The sequence below is a fragment of the Legionella sp. PATHC035 genome, assembly GCF_026191115.1.
GTDB lineage: Bacteria > Pseudomonadota > Gammaproteobacteria > Legionellales > Legionellaceae > Legionella.
In genome coordinates, this window is the sequence record NZ_JAPHOT010000001.1 from 3417255 (window position 1) to 3437016 (window position 19762).

The window sequence follows — 19762 nt, forward strand, 5'->3', positions numbered from 1 at the left end:
TTTTAAATTGTTTTGCTTAGGGTTTTGCCTTCACTCAGATACTGACTTTGATAGGAATAATATGAGATGAACTGTATTACTAAAAATCTGGCAGCACAGATGGAGTCTTGCATCAAACAAACCCACATAGAGGTAACCAAAGAGTATCCACAAGGAAGAATTTTGGAGGTCAATGGAGGCGCTGCCTGTTTTTCAGGGTTTGATTCGTATTTATCACAGGTAGTTGGATGGGGTTTTGCTACAAAATTAGACCATTTTCAGACTGAAATTGAACGCATCGAACATTTTTATAAAACCTTGAACCATAATCGAGTAGATATCGAGTTGTGTCCTTTTGTAGGAAATGATCTCACCCTATGTTTAAGTCAGCGTGGCTACCGTATCAGTGAATTAAATAACGTATCGTTATTGGATTTAAAGTCATTTCAGCCTCTTGATTATGCTGCGGAGAATTTGACGATCAGAGAAATAAAGTCAAATGAAAAGGAGCAATGGGCTAAAAAAATAGCTTTAGGTTTTGATGCACCTGAAGCAGAAGATCAATTTTTTCGTTATGCCCAATCTAAGGGAGTCAGTACCTTCGCTGTCTACGATAATGAGGTGATTGTAGCAGGAGCTACTATTGCCATGCATGGGGACTTTTGTGATTTAGGTGTGACCAGCACTTTGCCTGCCTATCGAGGAAGAGGATTACAAAAAAAATTATTAATTGCTCGCTTAAATATGGCAAAACAACTTGGTTTATCTTGGGCGACAGTCACTACTGAACCGGGAAGTGTTTCAGATTCTAATGTGCAAAAAATAGGTTTTCATTGTGCGTATACTCGGATCAAGATGACGTTGGAGTGACAGTTAATCAACCATAATATAGCCTGCGTGCGGTCGAACTGTTATTAAAAATCCGCTTTCCCACTCGTGGGGGAGGGGTAGGGAACAGGGTGCTACTATCAATACCCTCCTCCTCCCTAACGGGCACCTTCTCCCCATGGGGAGAAGGGAAATACTATTAACTTTATGGCTGTATCACTGCGCTATCTTTCTGTGAAGGAAAATTAGCACTTCCAAGTAATAACAGTTACAATAACCCACTTTTCGATTGAACCATTTGAGTCATGAAAAAGAAACTCTCAGTTAAGACCAGCATTTTATACAAACGTTTGTTAGCTTATGTGAAACCGTTCTGGCCCATATTGGTATTAGGCGTTTTTGCCAACATGTTGTATTCCCTTATCGATGCCGGTTTCACCTATATGATGCGGCCCTTTTTTGATAAAAGTTTTATTAGTGTCGATATGGATTTTATCAAGAAAATTCCTTATATCGTTTTAATAGGGATTACTTTGAGGGGGCTTGTCAGTTCACTGGGAAGTTATTGCATGACTTGGGTTGCCCGCTCTGTAGTTAAAGTATTAAGAGAAAAAGTTTTTAATCATATTTTGCATTTACCTGCTGATTTTTATGATGAGGCAACCTCTGGACAAATGCTTTCTAAAATTCTTTATGATGTTGAGCAGGTAGCACAGGTTAGCGCAGATGCTTTAACCGATATTGTTCAAAATTCCTGTTTGATTATTGGTTTTCTTACCGTCATGATGGTGATCTGCTGGCAATTGTCACTGATGTTTCTGTTAACCATCCCTTTTGTTGGCTTTATTGTCAACTACACCAATAAACGTGTTAGACGAATCAGTCATAAAGTCCAAAAAACGATGGGGGAAGTGACGGAAATCGCGAGTGAAGCCATTGAGGGTTATAAAGTAGTTCGTATTTTTGGAGGTATTACTTATGAATCTGGAAAATTTAGTAATGCGATAGAACGCTCCCGTCAAAATGATATGAAGGTTGCTGCGAGCAAGGCACTGAATGTCTCTGGCGTACAAATTGTCATTGCTATAGGCATAGCAGCAATCATTGCCGCTGCAATTCAATTGTCTACAGTAGTCATTATTTCTGCAGGCTCTTTTTTAGCAATTATTGCGGCAATGATACAGCTAATCAAACCCATGAAAACCTTAACTACGTTGAATGCGGTAATACAAAAAGGTTTAGCCGGCGCAGAGAGTGTGTTCCATATGCTGGATCTGCCCATAGAGCAAGAGCAAGGTAAGGTTTTGTCACAAAGAGCACGCGGTGATCTTGAGTTTAAACAGGTGTCTTATGCATACAGGCAAGGAGAAAATGTATTACATAACGTGAGCTTCACTGTTGAAGCCGGTAAAACGGTTGCATTGGTAGGGCATTCAGGAAGTGGTAAAACAACTATAGCCAGTTTATTGCCTCGTTTTTATGAAGTGACTCAAGGTGTTATCACTCTAGATGATACACCGATCAATGAAATCAGTTTAAGCAGTTTACGTCAACAAATGGCTTTGGTGAGTCAAAATGTAACACTTTTTAATGATACTTTAGCGAATAATATTGCATATGGCCGTTCCGATGTTAGTCGTGAACAAATCATACAAGCTGCCAAAATGGCTTTTGCTGATGAATTTATCCGTCGTTTACCAGAAGGTTATGACACGCGTGTTGGAGAGAATGGGGTATTACTTTCTGGTGGCCAGCGACAAAGGATAGCGATTGCACGGGCTATATTAAAAGATGCTCCTATTTTAATTCTTGATGAAGCAACCTCTGCTTTGGATAGCGAGTCAGAACGATACATACAGATCGCTTTGGAAGAAGTCATGAAAAATCGTACGACTTTAGTTATTGCGCATCGCTTATCCACCATTAAACATGCAGATAAAATTATAGTGATGCAAAATGGAAGCATCGTGGAGCAAGGTACTCATCAGGAGTTACTAGATTTACAAGGGTACTATGCACAACTTCAGGGAATACAACACTCAGATACAGTTCAAGAGGTTGCAATAGTCTGATGTCTTTCTTCTTTGAGAAATTATGGTATGGTGATCACCCGATGCAATGGGTATTACGGCCATTCTCTTGGGTGTATTCGGTTTTCGCTTCAGTAAGACGCTCTTATTTGCAACGTTTTAGTCAGTTTGATTGCCCAGTTCCACTCATTGTTGTTGGAAATATAACGGTTGGGGGAGTGGGTAAGACCCCACTGGTTATCGAATTAGCCAAGCGAGTACAACAAAAAGGATTAAGAGTGGGGATCGTAAGCCGTGGTTATGGCGCGAAACTCAAACATTTTCCTTACGAAGTAGAGGTTAATGATTCTGCACTGGAGGTTGGAGATGAGCCCTTACTGTTAGCACAAAAAACCAAATGCCCTGTAGTGATTGCCCCTAAACGCACGGATGCGGTTCGATATCTTTTGGAACAACATCAAAGTCAAATTATTATTAGTGATGATGGACTGCAGCATTACCGTATGGGACGGGCTATAGAAATAGCGGTTATTGATGGAACTCGTGGGTTGGGTAACGGGTTTTGTTTGCCAGCAGGGCCGTTAAGGGAACCTGCTAGGCGCTTAGATCAGGTTGATTTTATTGTAGTGAATGAAGGTAAGTGGAATAATGCATATTCCATGGTATTAAGACCAGGAAAAATAAAGAAATTAAGTACTGATGAGGAAATTGATCCCCATGCATTAAATGGTAAATGGGAAGCGATTGCTGCGATTGGTAATCCTCAACGTTTTTATTCCACTTTGCTGCAATTAGGGATAGAATTCGACACCTGTTCTTATCCTGATCATTATCAGTTTAAGCCAGATGATTTGAATTATTGCAAATCACTTATTATTATGACGGAAAAAGATGCAGTGAAATGTCGATCTTTTTGTTCAGACACAATGCATTATTTGCCCGTAGACGCTGTATTGGATGATGCTTTTTGGGATGCATTGTGGTTACATCAACAGTTAAAAGGTTATTGCTGATTATGTTTGCTTGGATTCGCTGTTTTTTATTATTAATCATATTCCCCATAAGTACTGGAGTGCTTGCGGCTGAAATAAAATCAGAAGTGCAGCAGCAGGTACAACTCATAGATTCCAATGTAGGAAGTTGGACTTTTTCCGGCATGGTAAAGAATGAAAGTGGTGATCAATACGGATATTTTTTTGAAATGCAGCGTCAAGGTACAGAATTTCATACTCAAGCTGCTTTAATCGATGAAGAAACGAACAAGCTGGTTTTTTATTATGAAAATAAAGAAAAAATAGAGCAATCAACACCACTTGATTGGCATGTTGGTTATTCTTTTATCCGCTATAATCCCATCAATGACAGTTGGATCTTTGGCGTTAAAGCAGCAGATAAAAAAGGCTTTAATTTTAAAGTGGACATGTTAAAGCAAGCAAACAACAATGAAACCTTAGTCCTACGACCTGGAGTAAAATTTCAAGTGTTACAGACTAGCCAGCTCAATGGTCATCTTCGTATTGATGATAAAGAGCAATTTGTTACCGGAAATAAAGCATGGTTTGGTAAATTGGTATTAAATGATGATCAAAAAGCCACTCATGAGATCAGCACTACGTTTTGTCGCTTAAATGATGATAATGGATTTTACTCGGCAAACCTTAAGGAAAAAGATGCGACCAGTGCCGCAGTTGCCGGTTGGCTAGATCCTCTAGGCAATAAAGTCAAAATGTCTCAATTTATTTCACTAAAACCTCTAGATAATGATCAGTGCATGTTAAAGATTGGCTTGCCTAAGCTGAGCTTAAAATTGATTAATACATTAAAGGGTAATGATCCATCATCACATACTGTGGCAGGTTTTTCTAAAGACAGTCGGGCTGGCTTTTGTTTTATGACTCAGCAGTCATTTTTAAAAAATTCTGAGCTAACCAACAAGAATGTTAAGTTAACTGCTTGATTGAGTATATTTTGTAGCCTGGACACCACGCGGCGGAGTCCAGGATTAAGAAGTTTATTCAAATATTTAAAAACCAGGTTTCTCGTGCGCCGCCAATCCAGGCTACCCCAATACCCAATTTATCACAGAGTAAGAGTGGTAATATCCTCAGTCGTTAAAGATCTTTGTTTTAAAGTTGAGGTTGTAGTTGCTTGTAACAAAGTTGGTTCTGGTTCTTTGGTATTAGCCTTTTTATCCATCAATTTTTGTAATTTTTTGTCCACTTCGGGATCAAAATCCAGTTCAGGATGAGCTCTATTTTTCAGAGGTTCTTGATCTACGAGTGTTCCACCTAATGCTCCGTGTATCATTTTGTACGAATTAGGTTCTCTTAGGTGAGGATCTAATTTCGCTTCTAATCTACGAGCATACTCAGGATCCAAAAGCCACATAGCATCTGCCAGGGCAGGAATACTCATGTTTGGTTTGCCATTTGCCCACCAACCTAAATCAGCCATTGCTTCACGTAAACAGTCACCATCATCGTTCTGTTCAACAAGTGCATAACGTAATATGGAGATAAGCGCTTTTTTGGGCTCTTCATAATTAATAGAAAATTCATTACACCAACTGAAAGGTCCAAAAGTAAGCTCTTCTAATTTCTCATGATATTTTCGATTAAAGATGTTACATAATAGTTTGGCGCTTTGTTCCGCTGGGGCTGATATTTTATATTGGGCAAGACCTTCCTTGCTTTTGTAATATTCCGACATCAACAAGGCATGCATGGTTGCAGTTGGATGCACATCATCCCAAAACATGTGTTGGTAACCCGGAGCAACTCCTCCAGGAATTATTGGAATATTATTCTTTTTTGCATAATCTAAATAAGGTTCTTTTAAACAACTTTTATTAAAGTATTGACTATATCCTAAACCACCATCATCACGGACATCGTTGTAAATTTTAGTAAAAACACTTTTGATGTCAAAAAGATCAATCGAGCAATTGGGATAACGTTCCTTTAACTTTTCTAGCTTCTTTTCTAATTCCGTATTAAATGCAATTGATACAGTTTGAGCGTTATTACGCTCATCAACTGATTTATTTTGATAGCGTGGTGTTAAGGACAAATCGGGTAAATTACACAAAACAAAATTTGTATAGCCTTTTTTGATTAACCTCTCGATATTATCTATGTTGCTTTGAGCAGCCAATTTTGCTGCCTCTTCGGTTGGCTCTGAATTAACCGTAATTAAATCGTTAGCACCAGAAAATACTGTAATAAGGGTCTTCTTTTTTTGCTCTATAGATACTGCTTCCTCATTCTCACTGTCTTGCAAGAATTGATCTACCTGATTCGATAGATTGGATACAATTAAGCGGGTAAAGAAAAGCTTTATTGAAGTTATAGGAGACAGAAGTGAAAGAAACAAGTCATTCCAGCTGTAATCATATGATGTTGAGCCGCCTTGGCTGTAGTTTCTAAAGAAGTTCTGGCCATTATATTGAGCCACACGGCCATCATCGAGTGAATAATATTCTTGGACGTAATCGTGATAACGTGAGTCTGTTATTAATTGGTCAGCAACATCATCAGAAGACTCTTGTAGCTTGGTTTTTGGTCGTCCTTTTTTAATAGGAGTAGCACCCAGAGCAGTTTTTTTGTCCTGACTTGAGATGGTATTGGATTTCGGAGAATTTTCTGGATTAGCACCGAACAGATGGCCCTCTTCTCTGGCTTCTACACGCTTTTTGCGTCGCACCTCGTTTATTTCTGCTCTAACTTCCTTCTTAGTGTATTGTCTTTTGTGTGGCCAGGAAAAACCATCTTGATGGTCTTGATCTTCGCCTAACCGAGAAAGAATATCATCACTGATGTCGGCATTATTTAAGTTAAACTTCCCAAAAGGATCCTTTTTTATTCGATCTTCGTTGAGAAATTTACTGATGACCATTGATTTAATCGCATCAGCCCAAGTATAGCCATTAGTGAATCGCTCTTTAGGTGACTCAGATAGTCCTGTTATCTTTAGCCATAACTTTTTTGCCAATGGTCCGAGAAAAGTAGCCTTTTCCCCCATGTTTTTACCGTCAGAAAGACTATCGCCAAAAATGACAAAGTAATTGATTTCCTTTGGATGTTTGGAAACAGAAATGCTTTTAGGTTCTTTTTTAGACTCTGCCATATAAAATAACTACATACTGATCAAATATTGTTATTTTATCTCTAAATTATTAAGGCTTTATTAATTTTAAATAGGAAGTATGAATAAAGAGATAGCTTGGCTACATCTCTTTCTCTGGAAGAAAGTGTGATAAAGCACTGGCAATAACTAATGCAGCGGGAATGATTAAAAGGGTTAATTGATAATCGGCTAAAGCATGAAGGTTGGTAGCACCTTTGGAATAATCCAATAAATAACCGACTAATGGCTGGAGTAGGGGGGCTGTGACCATTGCCAAGGTATTCGTGAAGCCTGTACAGGCAGATAGAGATTCTTCTGGCGCCAGTTCATTGGCAATAGTGTACGCAAGCATATACGCGCCGCAGCACAGTCCGATTGCGAACAATAAGATCCCTGTGAGGAGCATGTTATGTATGGGTAAGTAAAGAACAAGAATGAATAAAACCGCAGTGGACAAGCAAGAAATATGGATTAGCGGTTTGCGCTTAGGTAGATGGATGGACAACCAGCCATATATGGGACAGCTTAAACCAGCTCCTAACAAAATCATTGAGGTGAGAATACTGGCTGCCTCTATAGAGCACTCTAATTTTAATTGGAGAAAAGGAACGGCCCACATGGCGGCAAAAACAGTAATTACCGAAAATTCTAAGCCTACAAATAATCCATTCATCCATACCAATTTGTTTTTTACCATGAACAGCAAATGTTTTCTATATTGATGATGATTGCTGATGACCGGTTTGTTGCTGGGAATAAAATTCGCACATAAAAAAGCAATTAAAAGACCAATGACGCCTGCAGCAGCAAGGAAATAATGCCAGCTAATGCGTGTTATTTGTGAACCCATTCCAATCATGCTGATCACCGTTACAGTAAACCCTAGAGTTTCTGTGAGCCCAATCATAAATGCATATTGTTTCAGAGGATAATGCTGGCGTAATATTCGAGTCATGCCAACAAAAGCAAAAGAGGACCCGCCACCAATAATTAAGCGACCTAGAAATAAAACAAATAAGTTATAACCCGAAGAAAATAAAAAGCAGCCTAAAGCACATAATAGGGCATTTAGGGACAATAAAGTTCGGGTATTGTAGCGATCAAAAAGAAGCCCAACCGGAATTTGCATTGTAGTATAAACGTAGTAAAAAGCGCTACTTAATAGACCGGCGGTGAATGCAGTTAATTGTTTCTCATGCATTATGGCGCCAATAATAATTCCTGAAGATAATTGCAAGAAAAATTGAAAGAGTAAGAAAAACACGCCGACCAACCAGATAACTGTTCTTTGGGGGCTATATTGGGGTGTGGATTTTAATAAATTCATTAATTCAATTTGCGAGCAAAAGGCGGAATATATAGCATCATGGGGAAAGTGTAAATTTATTTTAAATAATGCAAGGTACTCATGTTAAAGATAGGGGGATCTTTTAAACCAAACGCACTTGCTGGGGCGATGCTGTTTCTTTAAGTTCTTCAGCTTTGATCCAAGCGATGAAACATTCATCCAATTTACTCATTGCTTCTTGGCGTTTTTCTTGTTGAGGTAATTGACGATGTAGTTTTTTAAGTACATCTAAATTTTTTAAATCCAATTGAGTATCGTCAAAATTAAGATGGGTGAGATCAACTAGCGAGCTATTAAAGTATTCCAGTAAACACTCTGGAACAGGAAAAAAATTGGTTTTTAGAATGCTAGAGAGATCGCCAGCTACGCTCATTAACGTTATCCATTTGTTCCTGTTTTCACTTAATGCACGACGAAAGACTGAATGTTCACTGTTTATGTTATCTTCTATAAGCTTAACAATGACCTTATGATATTTTTCATTGAGAATCTCCAATTGCTTTTCCGAGAATTCTCTATTTAGAACAATACTTTTTAAATTCTGCATACATCCTATCCAATAGTCTAGATTGACATAGTTAGAACGTGAATCATTAGTATGGATTTTTTCTAACAAGGCCTTAAATAGATGCAGATTGTTATCGTCAAAGACGATAACCTTTTTAAGGGCCTCGATGATCTTATAGTTATCGGTATCGATTAACGTTTGCTCGCTTAGCCAATCGTAGAATTCTTGTTGAGGATTTTTTCCTAACAAAGAAGCAATGTTTAAAAAAGCACAGAGGTTATAAGTATCTAATTCAGTTACTTTTTCGCCAACGTGATTGTATGCCGTTTCGATTAACTTAAGACATTCCGGATGCGTTAGCTCTGCTCGGGAGAGGTTGAAGATGGATTGCGTAAACTCAAATAGATTATTTCTTTTGTGAATCACATTATTTGTCTTATTCTCGATAATTTTTAACAAATACGCGTCAGCTCTCTCTAGAATTTTCTCATCCGCTTTAATTATCGTCATAAATTTTTTTAAATTAGACGCATCCTGTAAGCTTAAATGGTCACTTTCCTGCCAATCTAAAATTAGTTGGTTGGCCAGTTCCATGGCTTTATTTCTAATATGCTCTGCTTCGTCATCTAAGTCGTATTTTCTACAAAGAAAATAGGCTTGTAATAATTGGTTATTTGCTATTCGCGCAGGTCTTAATTTTTCTAAACTTTCAACCGCCAAAAATTTATATTCCTGTCGAAAAACAAGATCATCTTTAAAAGATAATTCAGGCATTGATTGAATAAAATGTGTAATTGTGTTTTTAACGTGTTTTTTACTTAAATCTTGCAATCTCGCACTGTATTGTAAATTAATAAAAAACTCTTTAGAGAATACACCTTGTTCATTATTATTAAGATTTTCTAATAACTGATCTTCATGTGCGTTAATGAGTTTTGCTCTTTCTCTCTCAATGGCTTGTGATATTAGTTCTCTCAGTTCTTCAGGATAATTTAAATCCGCAGACTGGTTTAGACCGGCAAGATTAGTTTTTTTATACCCATACATGCTTAACACTTTTATGTCGTCAACACTCATCGTATAGAGTGTTTCTTGGTCAACATCCTTCAAGCGCTTTGCCATGAAGTCAGAGCACATGCTAATCCACATTTCTATGATGCGCTCTTCGGTCAATTCGGTGGGGTCAACCCGTTTAAGGGTATTATGCTGCCCAGAATACTCATAAATGGGTAAGGATTTATTTAAACCAAATCGTTGAATGAAAAGCGCCTTACCCTCTTCTTCTCCATAGGTATGAACAAAGGCCTCCTTTGTATATTCGTACTGTCTTTCATATTGCTTTTGTATGTAAATCGCTTGTAGAAGAGGAGAGAATGGATGAACAGGATCATAATCATGATGACAAATTTTATTCGCTATCGTTGGATCAGGAGTATAAAAAATAGCATCATAACGATTTATATCATATAAAAGTTCTACATAATTTGAACCGATTTCATTTGGCTTGCCAAATAAACCTAACTTCATCTTTTTAAGAAGGCCTTGATATTCGTGCTCTAATAAAGAAGAAGATTTTCTATATGATTTCTCCTGGAGATGAGCCAAATGGGTTTTCGATCCTCTTCCGCTATTAAAATCCTCTGATGAAATTCTGCTGATATTGGCTATATCCGGATTAAAAATTAACATCCCCGCAGAAGGATAAACACCACTACCATGACCCAATATTGAAGTGGATCGCATTGGATTATGGTGTTTGGGATGAGGCTCTGCTTTTCTACTTTTAACATTCATAAGTTCAGCACGCATTGTTTTGCGTATTTCTTTTTCAGCCAAAGTTGCATCACTAGAAACAGGTTTACCGGGTCGAATTTTGGGTTTGGCACTGGGAATACCAATACCACGAGCAAGTATGCGTCCTTCGCGTAAGGCCGCGTTTAAGTTGTCTCCTGTCATTCCTAGCTGTTCATCAAAAGGTCTTAAGTCGATTAATTGCATGTCCTTTAAGTCGTTTACATCGAGCAAACGCTCATATAATGCAAAAATCAAAGGGTAATTCTCTGGATTGACATCGGCTTTTATACGGGCGTAAGCATCTTCATGTTCATAGTGCTTTTTCAATTCCAGATTTATCTTAATACGTGCATCTCCTTGAGTGTAGATAAGACTTCGTGCTTCCATAACAAGTTCTGCCATTTCTTCTAAAGCGACTTCGTTTCCCTCTTTACTCGCTATTTCTTTATAAAAATCAAGATAGGTTGCGTTATATTGATTACGTGCTCTGATAATATCCAAGCAATCACAGTCATGAATTATTTTTTGAAAAATATTTTTGGGAGGAATTTGACCGTCCTCACTTTGAGAAAATTGCCAAGACACTGAGCCGTCTTCCTCTTCAAAAAGCTCAAAATATCCCTTCTCTGGACTGGGGTCTTTATTTGCGGTTGCTTCTGCGATCAATTTAGCTTTTGTTGCATCAACACCTAATACCGCTGTTAGATAATAGTATAAAAAAACAGCGCTTTCATGATCCCAATGATCTTCATTTTCATCCTCACGAGCAGCATCATGAAAAAGTAAGGCAATTTGTATTAATTTGATATCCTTAGCACTTAACTTTTCGGCTTCTTGGTTACCATGTTTGCGATAAAGATTGGCAAATACAATGGCATACATTGCTGCACGACTGACATGTTCGATTCCATGATGAACACGAGCTATCTCACCTTCTTCGGGATAGGATTGAGGATAAGAAAAGCAATAAATATTTTGGAACGCCCATCTGGCATGATCATTAATATCACTGTCTAGGCTTAATGTGTTTTGTTCGCTAACAGAAAAAATATCGAGAGGAAGATTTTTAGTTTTCAGCAATTCTTGGATATCAGGCAGTTCCCATTGCTCTTCCTCTTCATATGGCTCTTCTGCGCCAGTAAGCATTTCCAGGGGAGAAGGCTCGATAATGCTGCTTTCGCGTAAGGAGAAATCAATGGAACCCTCATGAAACATGACGTAATTAAACAATTCATGGAGTTTACTCTTAGGATCAATCTCTTTAAAATGTCCGCCTAAAATGCCTAGAAGTTCTAAATGAGTATTAGCGGTTTCCCCTTGGGCTTGATACTCTTCGCTAGTTTTTAACGCCCTTAAATCATCAATAACCTTGTTGATTACAACTTCGCTTTTAGCATACGGTGGTTTCGCTTTAAACCCTTGAAAGAAACCCAGCACTTTGTCTTTTGACCCTTGCCATATTGGCTTTAGCCAGCCTTCTTGCTGCTGCATTTCATCCTGATTGATTCGCTTTAAAGTGTCCATCAACGCGTCGATTGTATCTTTCTGTTCATAAGATTTATGATCTTCATAAATTTCTATATAGGTGTTTGACATCACAGATGCTCAGTTCAAAATAATTTCGCTATGATTATAATATTAGCACTTTGCATTAAATGATTTTGAAAATAAATATTAAAATGTTCTGCACAGCATGATTTTAATTAGCTGTAATTCCAAGGAATGAGGTGTCGAATCCATCCAGAAGTTACTCTTGGGGCAAACCAGGCTCTCAATATTACTCATACAGCCATATATTAATGAGATCTAAGGGAAATGAGTGATAGGCACACCAACGTTCAATCATATCTTTATCTAATGTTGAGGGTATTCCATGAACTCCAGAAGTCAGCTTTTCTCTCAGAAAGGTTAAAGCAACCAGATTATGGATATAAAATTCTGGATCAATATATTTCATGGGCGTGGGGTCGTTAAGTACAAAATTAACAGGCATTTTATGATTTAAGACTTCATCATCACTAAATTGAGGACCAAACTCATCATAAACTCCTAAATTGGCAAGTATCTTGCCACTAAACCAGGAGTGGGGATAATTATTCATAATCGCTTTTTTACCGGTCGCAGTAATCACCACATTCGCGTCGATTAATGCACGTTCCAGCCCGCTGAAGTCTTGGGGATCGAGTGCTTTGATACCTAAGCTTTGAGCGAGTTTTCTTTGTTTCTCATTAGGGTCTACAACTACTACAGGAACTTTATTTTGAGTACAAAAATAGGCAAGCCCACGTCCAATCTTGCCAAAGCCAAAAATAACCCATGATGTTTCAGCTGGATTAATTCCTGTTAATTGAGTCAGAGCCAAATGGCTGCTTTCCGCGCATCCAAAAACTGTTTCCAATTGTTTTGTCAGCGAGCGATCAATACTGATCACTGGAAAATCAAGAACTTGTTGGCTATAGAATTGATCTCCTGAGCCGGTTAATTCGATTGCTCCAATTTGGGGTTTTCCAAGAAATTGATACAGTTGGGCACCACAATCAAAATAAAGATCAAAAGTTTCTCCAGCAAGGGTATGCGGCTCCTCAACATAACGAATCTTTGCTTCATTTAGGCAAGAGATTGCCTGCGGTTGTGCAAAACAAAAATCCGAGGGATTGGTGACTGTTATATTCGCACCTGCCTCAACTAAACAGGCTATTTTTAATAAGGTATTCATGACCAAGGGGACATGATGGACTACTCGTAATCCAGCTAATGGACGTGAATTGCTCCATTCAGTGAGTTGTTGGTGCATAAAGGGAGCTTCTGTTTGAGGATATTTTTGAAAGAGTATTTTAAGAGCGTCCTGCATCGTGTTTTGAAAATTGGTAGAGAATAGCCAATCCTAACATAATTTATTAATGTGGAAATATTTATAAAGATAAAAATAGAGTTCTTATAAAGCCTCGATGCTTGTAGCCCGGATTACACTTAGCTAATCTGGGCTAGAGGACTAAAATAATGCTACAAGGACAATTTATTTTTCTCAGTAGATGAGTTGTCCGCACCGAGCCAGCTTTCAAGCCATTGCAAAAATCGAGATATTAAATCGGGTTTTTGGGGTTGGAAAAATGACAGAGGCTGCAATCTCTTTTGCTGATTACGTATTTGTCCTAAATAGCTTAACTCCTCTTTAAATAAGCTGCTTGTATCCGTTTGCTCATCGGTATTAATTTTTTGATTGAGTGAATCCATCCAGTTATCCAATTGAGATAAGTCGTTCGTTGTGAAGGAATAGGATTTTTTAATTCGTGCTTTGAGTTGTTCTTGAGCCGTATATTCATCTTTAAATTTGAGTTGGTCTGCCAAATCTTTCTTTAATTGGGTTCCATTCTCATTCGTTAAAATAGCATATTCTAAAAGATACAACTCTTGTTCGTTTTGCGCCGATGCAATTAAATTCTTGTAATGAAGGGCACGAGTTTGTCCACGATAATAATCAAAAAAATAAGAAAAAAAGCTTAAATTTTTATCCCGATGTTTCAGGTAATAATTTAAGGCTTCAGTACATTGCGTTCTCAAAGCATGGAAATTGGATTGTGCACTCAACGATTGAGTAGGTGGCTCTCCTGTTTTGAGTTGTCGATTTGGGTATGTTTGAGACGGTTCTAACTGTTGCTTGCCACCATCTTTAGGTTCAACTCCCCTATTGGGGGAAGTATTTTTTTTCACCATGGGTTGCGGCGAACCAGGTATGGCTTTTGCAGGAGCTTTAGGAGTCTGAGTTTCTTGGCCTAAGTTCGATTCTTCAATAACTGCAGTGGGTAATACTTCTGCTTTTGTTGGTTGAGGTAAATACCGCAGAATTTCTGGGAGAACAAAATGTACAGGCAAGTTTGTTACTTCCAAAGCATGCTGGAGTGACTCGGCTGTTGTATTAAATTCTTTTTGAGTCTCCTCACTCTGTTCTAAAAGTGGCCTTGTAAATTGTCTGAGTAAACAATAAAGTTTGAATTCCAGTAGGCAAACCTCTTTAAATCGAGGATTTTCTATTAGTTTTTCCAACAGATTAGAATGGCTTTCTTCGAGATAATCGGGATCAATATCTTGTCCTGCCATGATGATTTTTATCTGTGCCAAATGATTCACTATTTCAGGAGATTCAATGGCTTTATCAAGCTCAATGTTTTTCTCTTGAATGACTTTTTGACATTCTTCGAATATCTTGCCGAGTTCCTCAAGTGCTCGCTTGAGTGGCAAATAATTAAATGTATAACGGTAAATTTCATTGTTTAAATCAAACTGTTTTTGCAGCATATGAAGCTCAATTTCTTCAAGTGCTTTTTGAATTAACTCTCGATGCGGGATTGCCAATTGAGCAAGTACTTGAGGATTAGTGCTTTCCAGGAGTTGAAACAACTGCGGGCGAACGTCGATTTTATCAAAATGAGCGCTGAGATTTTCAACATAGGCTTTAATGATATCCATCCCATGTTCTTGTAGTGGTTGTTGTAGCTCGGCATCCAGATGACTTGATGTTTGCTTTTCAATAAGATTTGCCAGGGCTGCCCATTCCTTTTGTTTTAGAGCTTCAGTTATTAATTTTTTGTAGCCATATTTTTTTTCAAATAAAGGAACGATGCCTTTAAAGAGTACAGGATCTTTTAAGAGGTCTAGAATACTTTTATCGGGTTCACTTGGGAGGTCGCTTTGAATAAATAGGCTTTTGAATACAGCTTCATTTTTTTCTTTAACTGCTCGTTTTAAAGGACTCAAATAGTCCGGACTTGTAAACAATTTTGTATTCTGGAATGAAGGATCTTGTTCCGGATTTTTAATAGAGCTCAATAAGGAGGCTTTAGGGTTTGGTACGTTGGCTTTTAAAAATAATTCATAAAGCCTACCAAATCCTTGGGCATAAACCGTTTCAAACAAAGCAGAAGCGGGTTGCTCACCAGCTAATTGCTGGACAGCATATTGTTGCTCACTGGTGCTGAGGGTAATCTCCCGGGCAAGCAGCTGATTGGCTATTTTTCCTTGTTTTTGTTCGCAACTAAACAGAAATAATTCCTTAAAATCCAGTCCGAAATTAAGATCTGATTCAATAAATGGTTCTAAAACCGCATCATTGCCTTTTTCTATCGCCTGTTTCAATAATTCTAAAAGAGGCTTCTTTAATTGGGTTTTGGGAGTTAACCTGCTTTGATTCAAAAATCGAGTGACTAAATTTTTATTGTTAGCGGCCAACGCTGAAGTGAAAATTTGCTCCGTTAATTCTGGATCAAGCACCACGGTTTCTTTATCCAATAAGGAGTCTAATGCGATTAATAGATTATTTTGTGCCAGCAGAGGTATAAGTTTTGGATTTTCCTTTAACTTGGGAAAGAGCTGCAGCAGTAATTTAATTCCGCTTTCATTTTTATTCAGAATTAACTCATTAATGAATTCTTCAAGTTCTGATTTTTCCCATGTTGCTTTGTTACTTAATGACTTAGCCAGATGAAAAAGCTTATTTTTGAAAAAGCCTTTAACTAGTTTCTTTTGTTCTTGAGGGGCTAATTTTTCTAATGTAAGCGTATCAGCGGGAATTTTGGGTACTACTCTATTGAGTTTAACCAGTTTTCCAGGGCTTGTAGTTGAATTATGGAGGTAGTCATTAAACAATTGAGGTTGTTGCTCGGCACATGCCGTGATTACGGGTGCGATACTCCAATTTAAACTGTTCTCTAAAACGAGTTGTTTTATCTTGGGGCTTGCATTGGCTAAACATTTTTCAATAATGGAGTAGTTATCATAGTCATAACATAACGAGAATAACTCTCGTATGTCTTGGGTATGATGCAAAACGTTGTAATGTAACTCAACCAATGTGGATAAAATGGATAAGTCTTCTTCTTGTAATCCTTTGGCATAGAGGAAATCTAGGGTTTCTGGCTCGAGATGGCTTTTCTTCGCTTCCAGTTTTTCCTGAAGAAAGACACTCATTTCCTTATTGCCATTCAATAGAGCAAGGGTAAGTGCGCTTTTAATCGTCTCGACAGGGATATTATCTCGCCATGCATTTTTTACATGTTCATTTTTCCTTAGGAAAATCAGGCTATGGAGTAGCGTTGTCGAACCAAGAGCGGTGTTTAAATCCATCAAATGGTATTCACGTGCATCAATGTTGTTCCAAAGTGTGGGCTGATTTGCCTGTTCCGCCCATGCACGTGCGTACGTTTCAAAAATGGTTAAATCATTACGTTCCATGCATAAGGTAAACAAATCTGGATCGTGAATATCTACAGTAAAACCATGATCGAGGAGTTTTTTCAAAGTGACCGCATCAATATTTTGAACGATCTCTTTGTTCAATATCGAAGGAAAGGATTTGGGATTAATGCTTGCTGTTGTTAACTGAGGAATCAACAAATTCAAAACATCATGTTGGTTGACGATGGCCGCGTATTGGATTTGTTTTACGATTTGTTCTGCTGATAACTTATTTAGAAACTCATTTATTAGAACGGATTGTGCTTCCTGCGTCACAAAAGTTAGGAGTTGCAGATGATTATAAGCGGTTTGATTTTTAGGCTCTTGAGACAGATTTAATTGATCAAATACGTTCAATAAATAACGGTGATCCGTTTCCTTTTTCATTAACAAAACGTGCTCTTTCACTTGGGCGTCGAGAAATAGCTGCAGTTGGTCTTTTAAAGCACGTTGATCTTCGGTTGTCGTGTATGTCTTTAGATAATGTTCAAGGAGCTTTTTCGCTTCTTTATGATTTCCAAAATATAAATTGCAAAGAATTCCTTTCAAAATAGCTTGTCTTAGGACCGGCGACAAAGGCTGTTGCAGTAAAAGATCATTGAACTGGGGACGGAAATATTCTTTACTTAATGTGTCGTAGTCGATTTTATTTTGGGTAAATAAATGTCTGAGTGTATCGACATCTCCTGCCATAGCGGCAAAGAAGCCTGAACGGGTATCGGTCTGACTTGAGAAGGCAATTTGATGCAATTCATTATGCGAAGGGTAATGCACAGGTAGTGCATTTGGATGGGCAAATGTACGAATAATGAGACCAAAAGAGTCGTCTTTATATTGAAAGCAGTCTTTAATTTCTTTGATTAATTCATTTACTGACTCAAACTCTTTTATCTTTCTAGTGTAGTTTGGATCGTAAACAACGAATTTTCCATTTTCAAAAGATAAGGCGATTGCATGATTCTGACTAAAAACCAAATAAGATCGATTCTCACGACCAATTTTTTTGAATAGTTCTTCCCATTGTGCTGTAGTTGTTGTCAGGCCTAAATTAAATTCATTTTTTAAGGGTTTATTGCCAATATTTAAAATTTTTTCAATATCGCATTGCAGGATTTCATGACTACTGTATTCCTCGATATGGAATGTTTTTTCAATTTTGATAATGAAACTATCAATTGCAGGATCATCACCGATGAGATAATTACTCGGGAGGGTCGCTAATTTGTCGAGTAAATCAAAAAATACGGCTCGTTTATTTTGTAACGTATATTGGATGTATAAAGCAGCAAGTGCGGCACAAATTCCTTTTTTATTCAGTACAATAGCAATATTTTTCTTTTGCTTCAGGCAAACGTTAACTGCGCTAATAATTTTGCCTTGGTTTGGCATGGGGAACCCTCTCTATTTTAAATTTTTGATATTATAAGGGACATGTTAATTCGATACAATTCATTTTGGCCAAACAATGGACATCAAAGGGTAGTTAACAATTGAAGTAAACGCAATATAAAAAATATTATGCTTCCATAACAATTTCCTCTGCAGGTGGCCTTAAATTGTAATTAGAGCTCATGCAGTGCCCATAGGCTCCGGTATTGGCAATTAAAATGATATCTCCTTCATGAGTGGTAGGTAATAAACGGTCATATCCCAGTGTATCACCCGATTCACAAATCGGACCTACAATGTGTGCCATTCTGGATTGTTCTGAATAGAGCCGACTTAGGTTAACAATTTCATGATAAGCTCCATATAAAGAAGGCCTAATTAAAGAATTCATTCCCGTTTCAATTCCTATAAATTGCACTGTTCCTTTTTCTTTACATTGAGTCACCTTAGCCAAAATGATCCCACTTTCTGCCACAAAGAAACGTCCAGGTTCCATCCAGAATCGCAAATGAGGGTAGTTTGATTTGATTGCGAGTAATCTTGAATCAAGTTTTTTGAGGTCTAAAGCTTGTTGCCCGGGTTTTTCAACGATTCCTAAACCACCGCCTAGATTCATGATCTGAACTTGAGGAAATTGCTGAAGAAATGAGGTAAGTACTAGAGCAGTATGTTCCCAAAGTTCTGAAGTAAGAATCCCACTGCCCGAATGGGAATGCAAACCAATGACATGGATGTTATTTTCCTGGGTTAAAATTTTTAGCTGTTCGATATCATTTTGCGCGATACCAAACTTTGATTCATTGCCTCCAGTCACGACATGTTTGTGATGACCCGCACCAACACCTGGATCAATACGGACTATGATCGTGCGGTTTTTAAATAACTCAGGCCAATTCCTTAGTGGGTATAAATTATCGATTGTCACATAGCATCCCAAGTTCATGGCTACTTTATATTCCCTCTTAGGAGCAAAATTTGGAGTAAATAAAATTCGCTTTTTATCGAGGTGAGGAAATAGAGTATGTATGTGATTTAATTCCTGGATGGAAACGCATTCAAAGCCAATTCCTTCTTGTTCCAATGTGTTTAAAATTAATGGATGCGGATTGGCCTTGATTGCATAAAATAGCGTGTCGATTGCTTGTAACGCTAATAATTTTCGTGCCTGAGATTTGACTGTTTGGCAGTGATAAACATAACAAGGCGAATGAGCTTCTGCGAGGGCGAGTAACTCTGAGCGTTTGAGCTCCCACCAAGGGATCGCTCGAGTAACTGATTTTTCCTCTTTTTGGGGGTGAAACACTTTTTCCAGTTGAACGATAAAATTATCCAGGATTGGATTATCTCCAGTGAGATAATCGTTAGGGATAGCGCATAATTGAGCCAATGCCTCAAAAAATTGTTCCGTTTTATTTTCTAGAGCATAGTATTCATAGAGGTCGGCCAGTCCTGCATAAGCAGATGAATTATCAAATTTAAAATCCTTATTGGATTTTTGTTTGAGACACAAAGTGAGCGCATCAATAATTC

At 37.9% G+C, this 19762-nt stretch carries 9 protein-coding genes and 1 pseudogene; 4 read left to right on the forward strand and 6 right to left on the reverse strand.

All coding sequences use genetic code 11. The features are described from left to right. Window positions 1–66 precede the first annotated feature (66 nt). From OQJ13_RS14870 to OQJ13_RS14885, 4 genes are all read left to right on the forward strand, one after another. Window positions 67–849: a GNAT family N-acetyltransferase gene (locus OQJ13_RS14870; protein WP_265711625.1), complete on the forward strand. Its 783-nt coding sequence runs from the start codon at window positions 67–69 to the stop codon at window positions 847–849. A 263-nt stretch (window positions 850–1112) separates the two neighbouring features. Next, the gene (gene msbA / locus OQJ13_RS14875; protein ID WP_265711626.1) at window positions 1113–2879 is read left to right on the forward strand and encodes a lipid A export permease/ATP-binding protein MsbA; all 1767 of its coding nucleotides are present in this window, start codon (window positions 1113–1115) and stop codon (window positions 2877–2879) included. Then, window positions 2879–3850: a tetraacyldisaccharide 4'-kinase gene (lpxK, locus tag OQJ13_RS14880; RefSeq protein WP_265711628.1), complete on the forward strand. Its 972-nt coding sequence runs from the start codon at window positions 2879–2881 to the stop codon at window positions 3848–3850. The genes msbA and lpxK overlap by 1 nt, the downstream gene beginning before the upstream one ends. A gap of 2 nt (window positions 3851–3852) precedes the next feature. Beyond that, complete coding sequence (locus tag OQJ13_RS14885; RefSeq protein WP_265711630.1) at window positions 3853–4794, forward strand: hypothetical protein; 942 nt, start codon at window positions 3853–3855, stop codon at window positions 4792–4794. A gap of 122 nt (window positions 4795–4916) precedes the next feature. Here OQJ13_RS14885 and OQJ13_RS14890 read toward each other — a convergent pair whose 3' ends face one another. The 6 genes and pseudogenes from OQJ13_RS14890 to lysA all read right to left on the reverse strand — a co-directional run. Continuing rightward, window positions 4917–6962 carry an SGNH/GDSL hydrolase family protein gene (locus OQJ13_RS14890; RefSeq protein WP_265711632.1) on the reverse strand — a complete coding sequence of 682 codons (2046 nt, stop codon included), beginning with the start codon at window positions 6960–6962 and terminating at the stop codon, window positions 4917–4919. A 100-nt stretch (window positions 6963–7062) separates the two neighbouring features. Further along, window positions 7063–8289: an MFS transporter gene (locus OQJ13_RS14895; protein ID WP_265711633.1), complete on the reverse strand. Its 1227-nt coding sequence runs from the start codon at window positions 8287–8289 to the stop codon at window positions 7063–7065. Between the two features lie 103 nt (window positions 8290–8392). Beyond that, the gene (locus OQJ13_RS14900; RefSeq protein ID WP_265711635.1) at window positions 8393–12208 is read right to left on the reverse strand and encodes a SidE phosphodiesterase domain-containing protein; all 3816 of its coding nucleotides are present in this window, start codon (window positions 12206–12208) and stop codon (window positions 8393–8395) included. A gap of 181 nt (window positions 12209–12389) precedes the next feature. Continuing rightward, entirely contained in the window at window positions 12390–13463 is a 1074-nt protein-coding gene (locus OQJ13_RS14905; protein WP_416209914.1) for a saccharopine dehydrogenase NADP-binding domain-containing protein, read from the reverse strand. A 152-nt stretch (window positions 13464–13615) separates the two neighbouring features. Further along, on the reverse strand, window positions 13616–18232 hold the full coding sequence (locus OQJ13_RS14910; protein WP_265711638.1) for a hypothetical protein: 4617 nt from the start codon (window positions 18230–18232) through the stop codon (window positions 13616–13618). Window positions 18233–18359: 127 nt separating this feature from the next. Then, a pseudogene (lysA, locus tag OQJ13_RS14915) lies at window positions 18360–19499 on the reverse strand (diaminopimelate decarboxylase); the annotation flags it as partial. Window positions 19500–19762 lie beyond the last annotated feature (263 nt).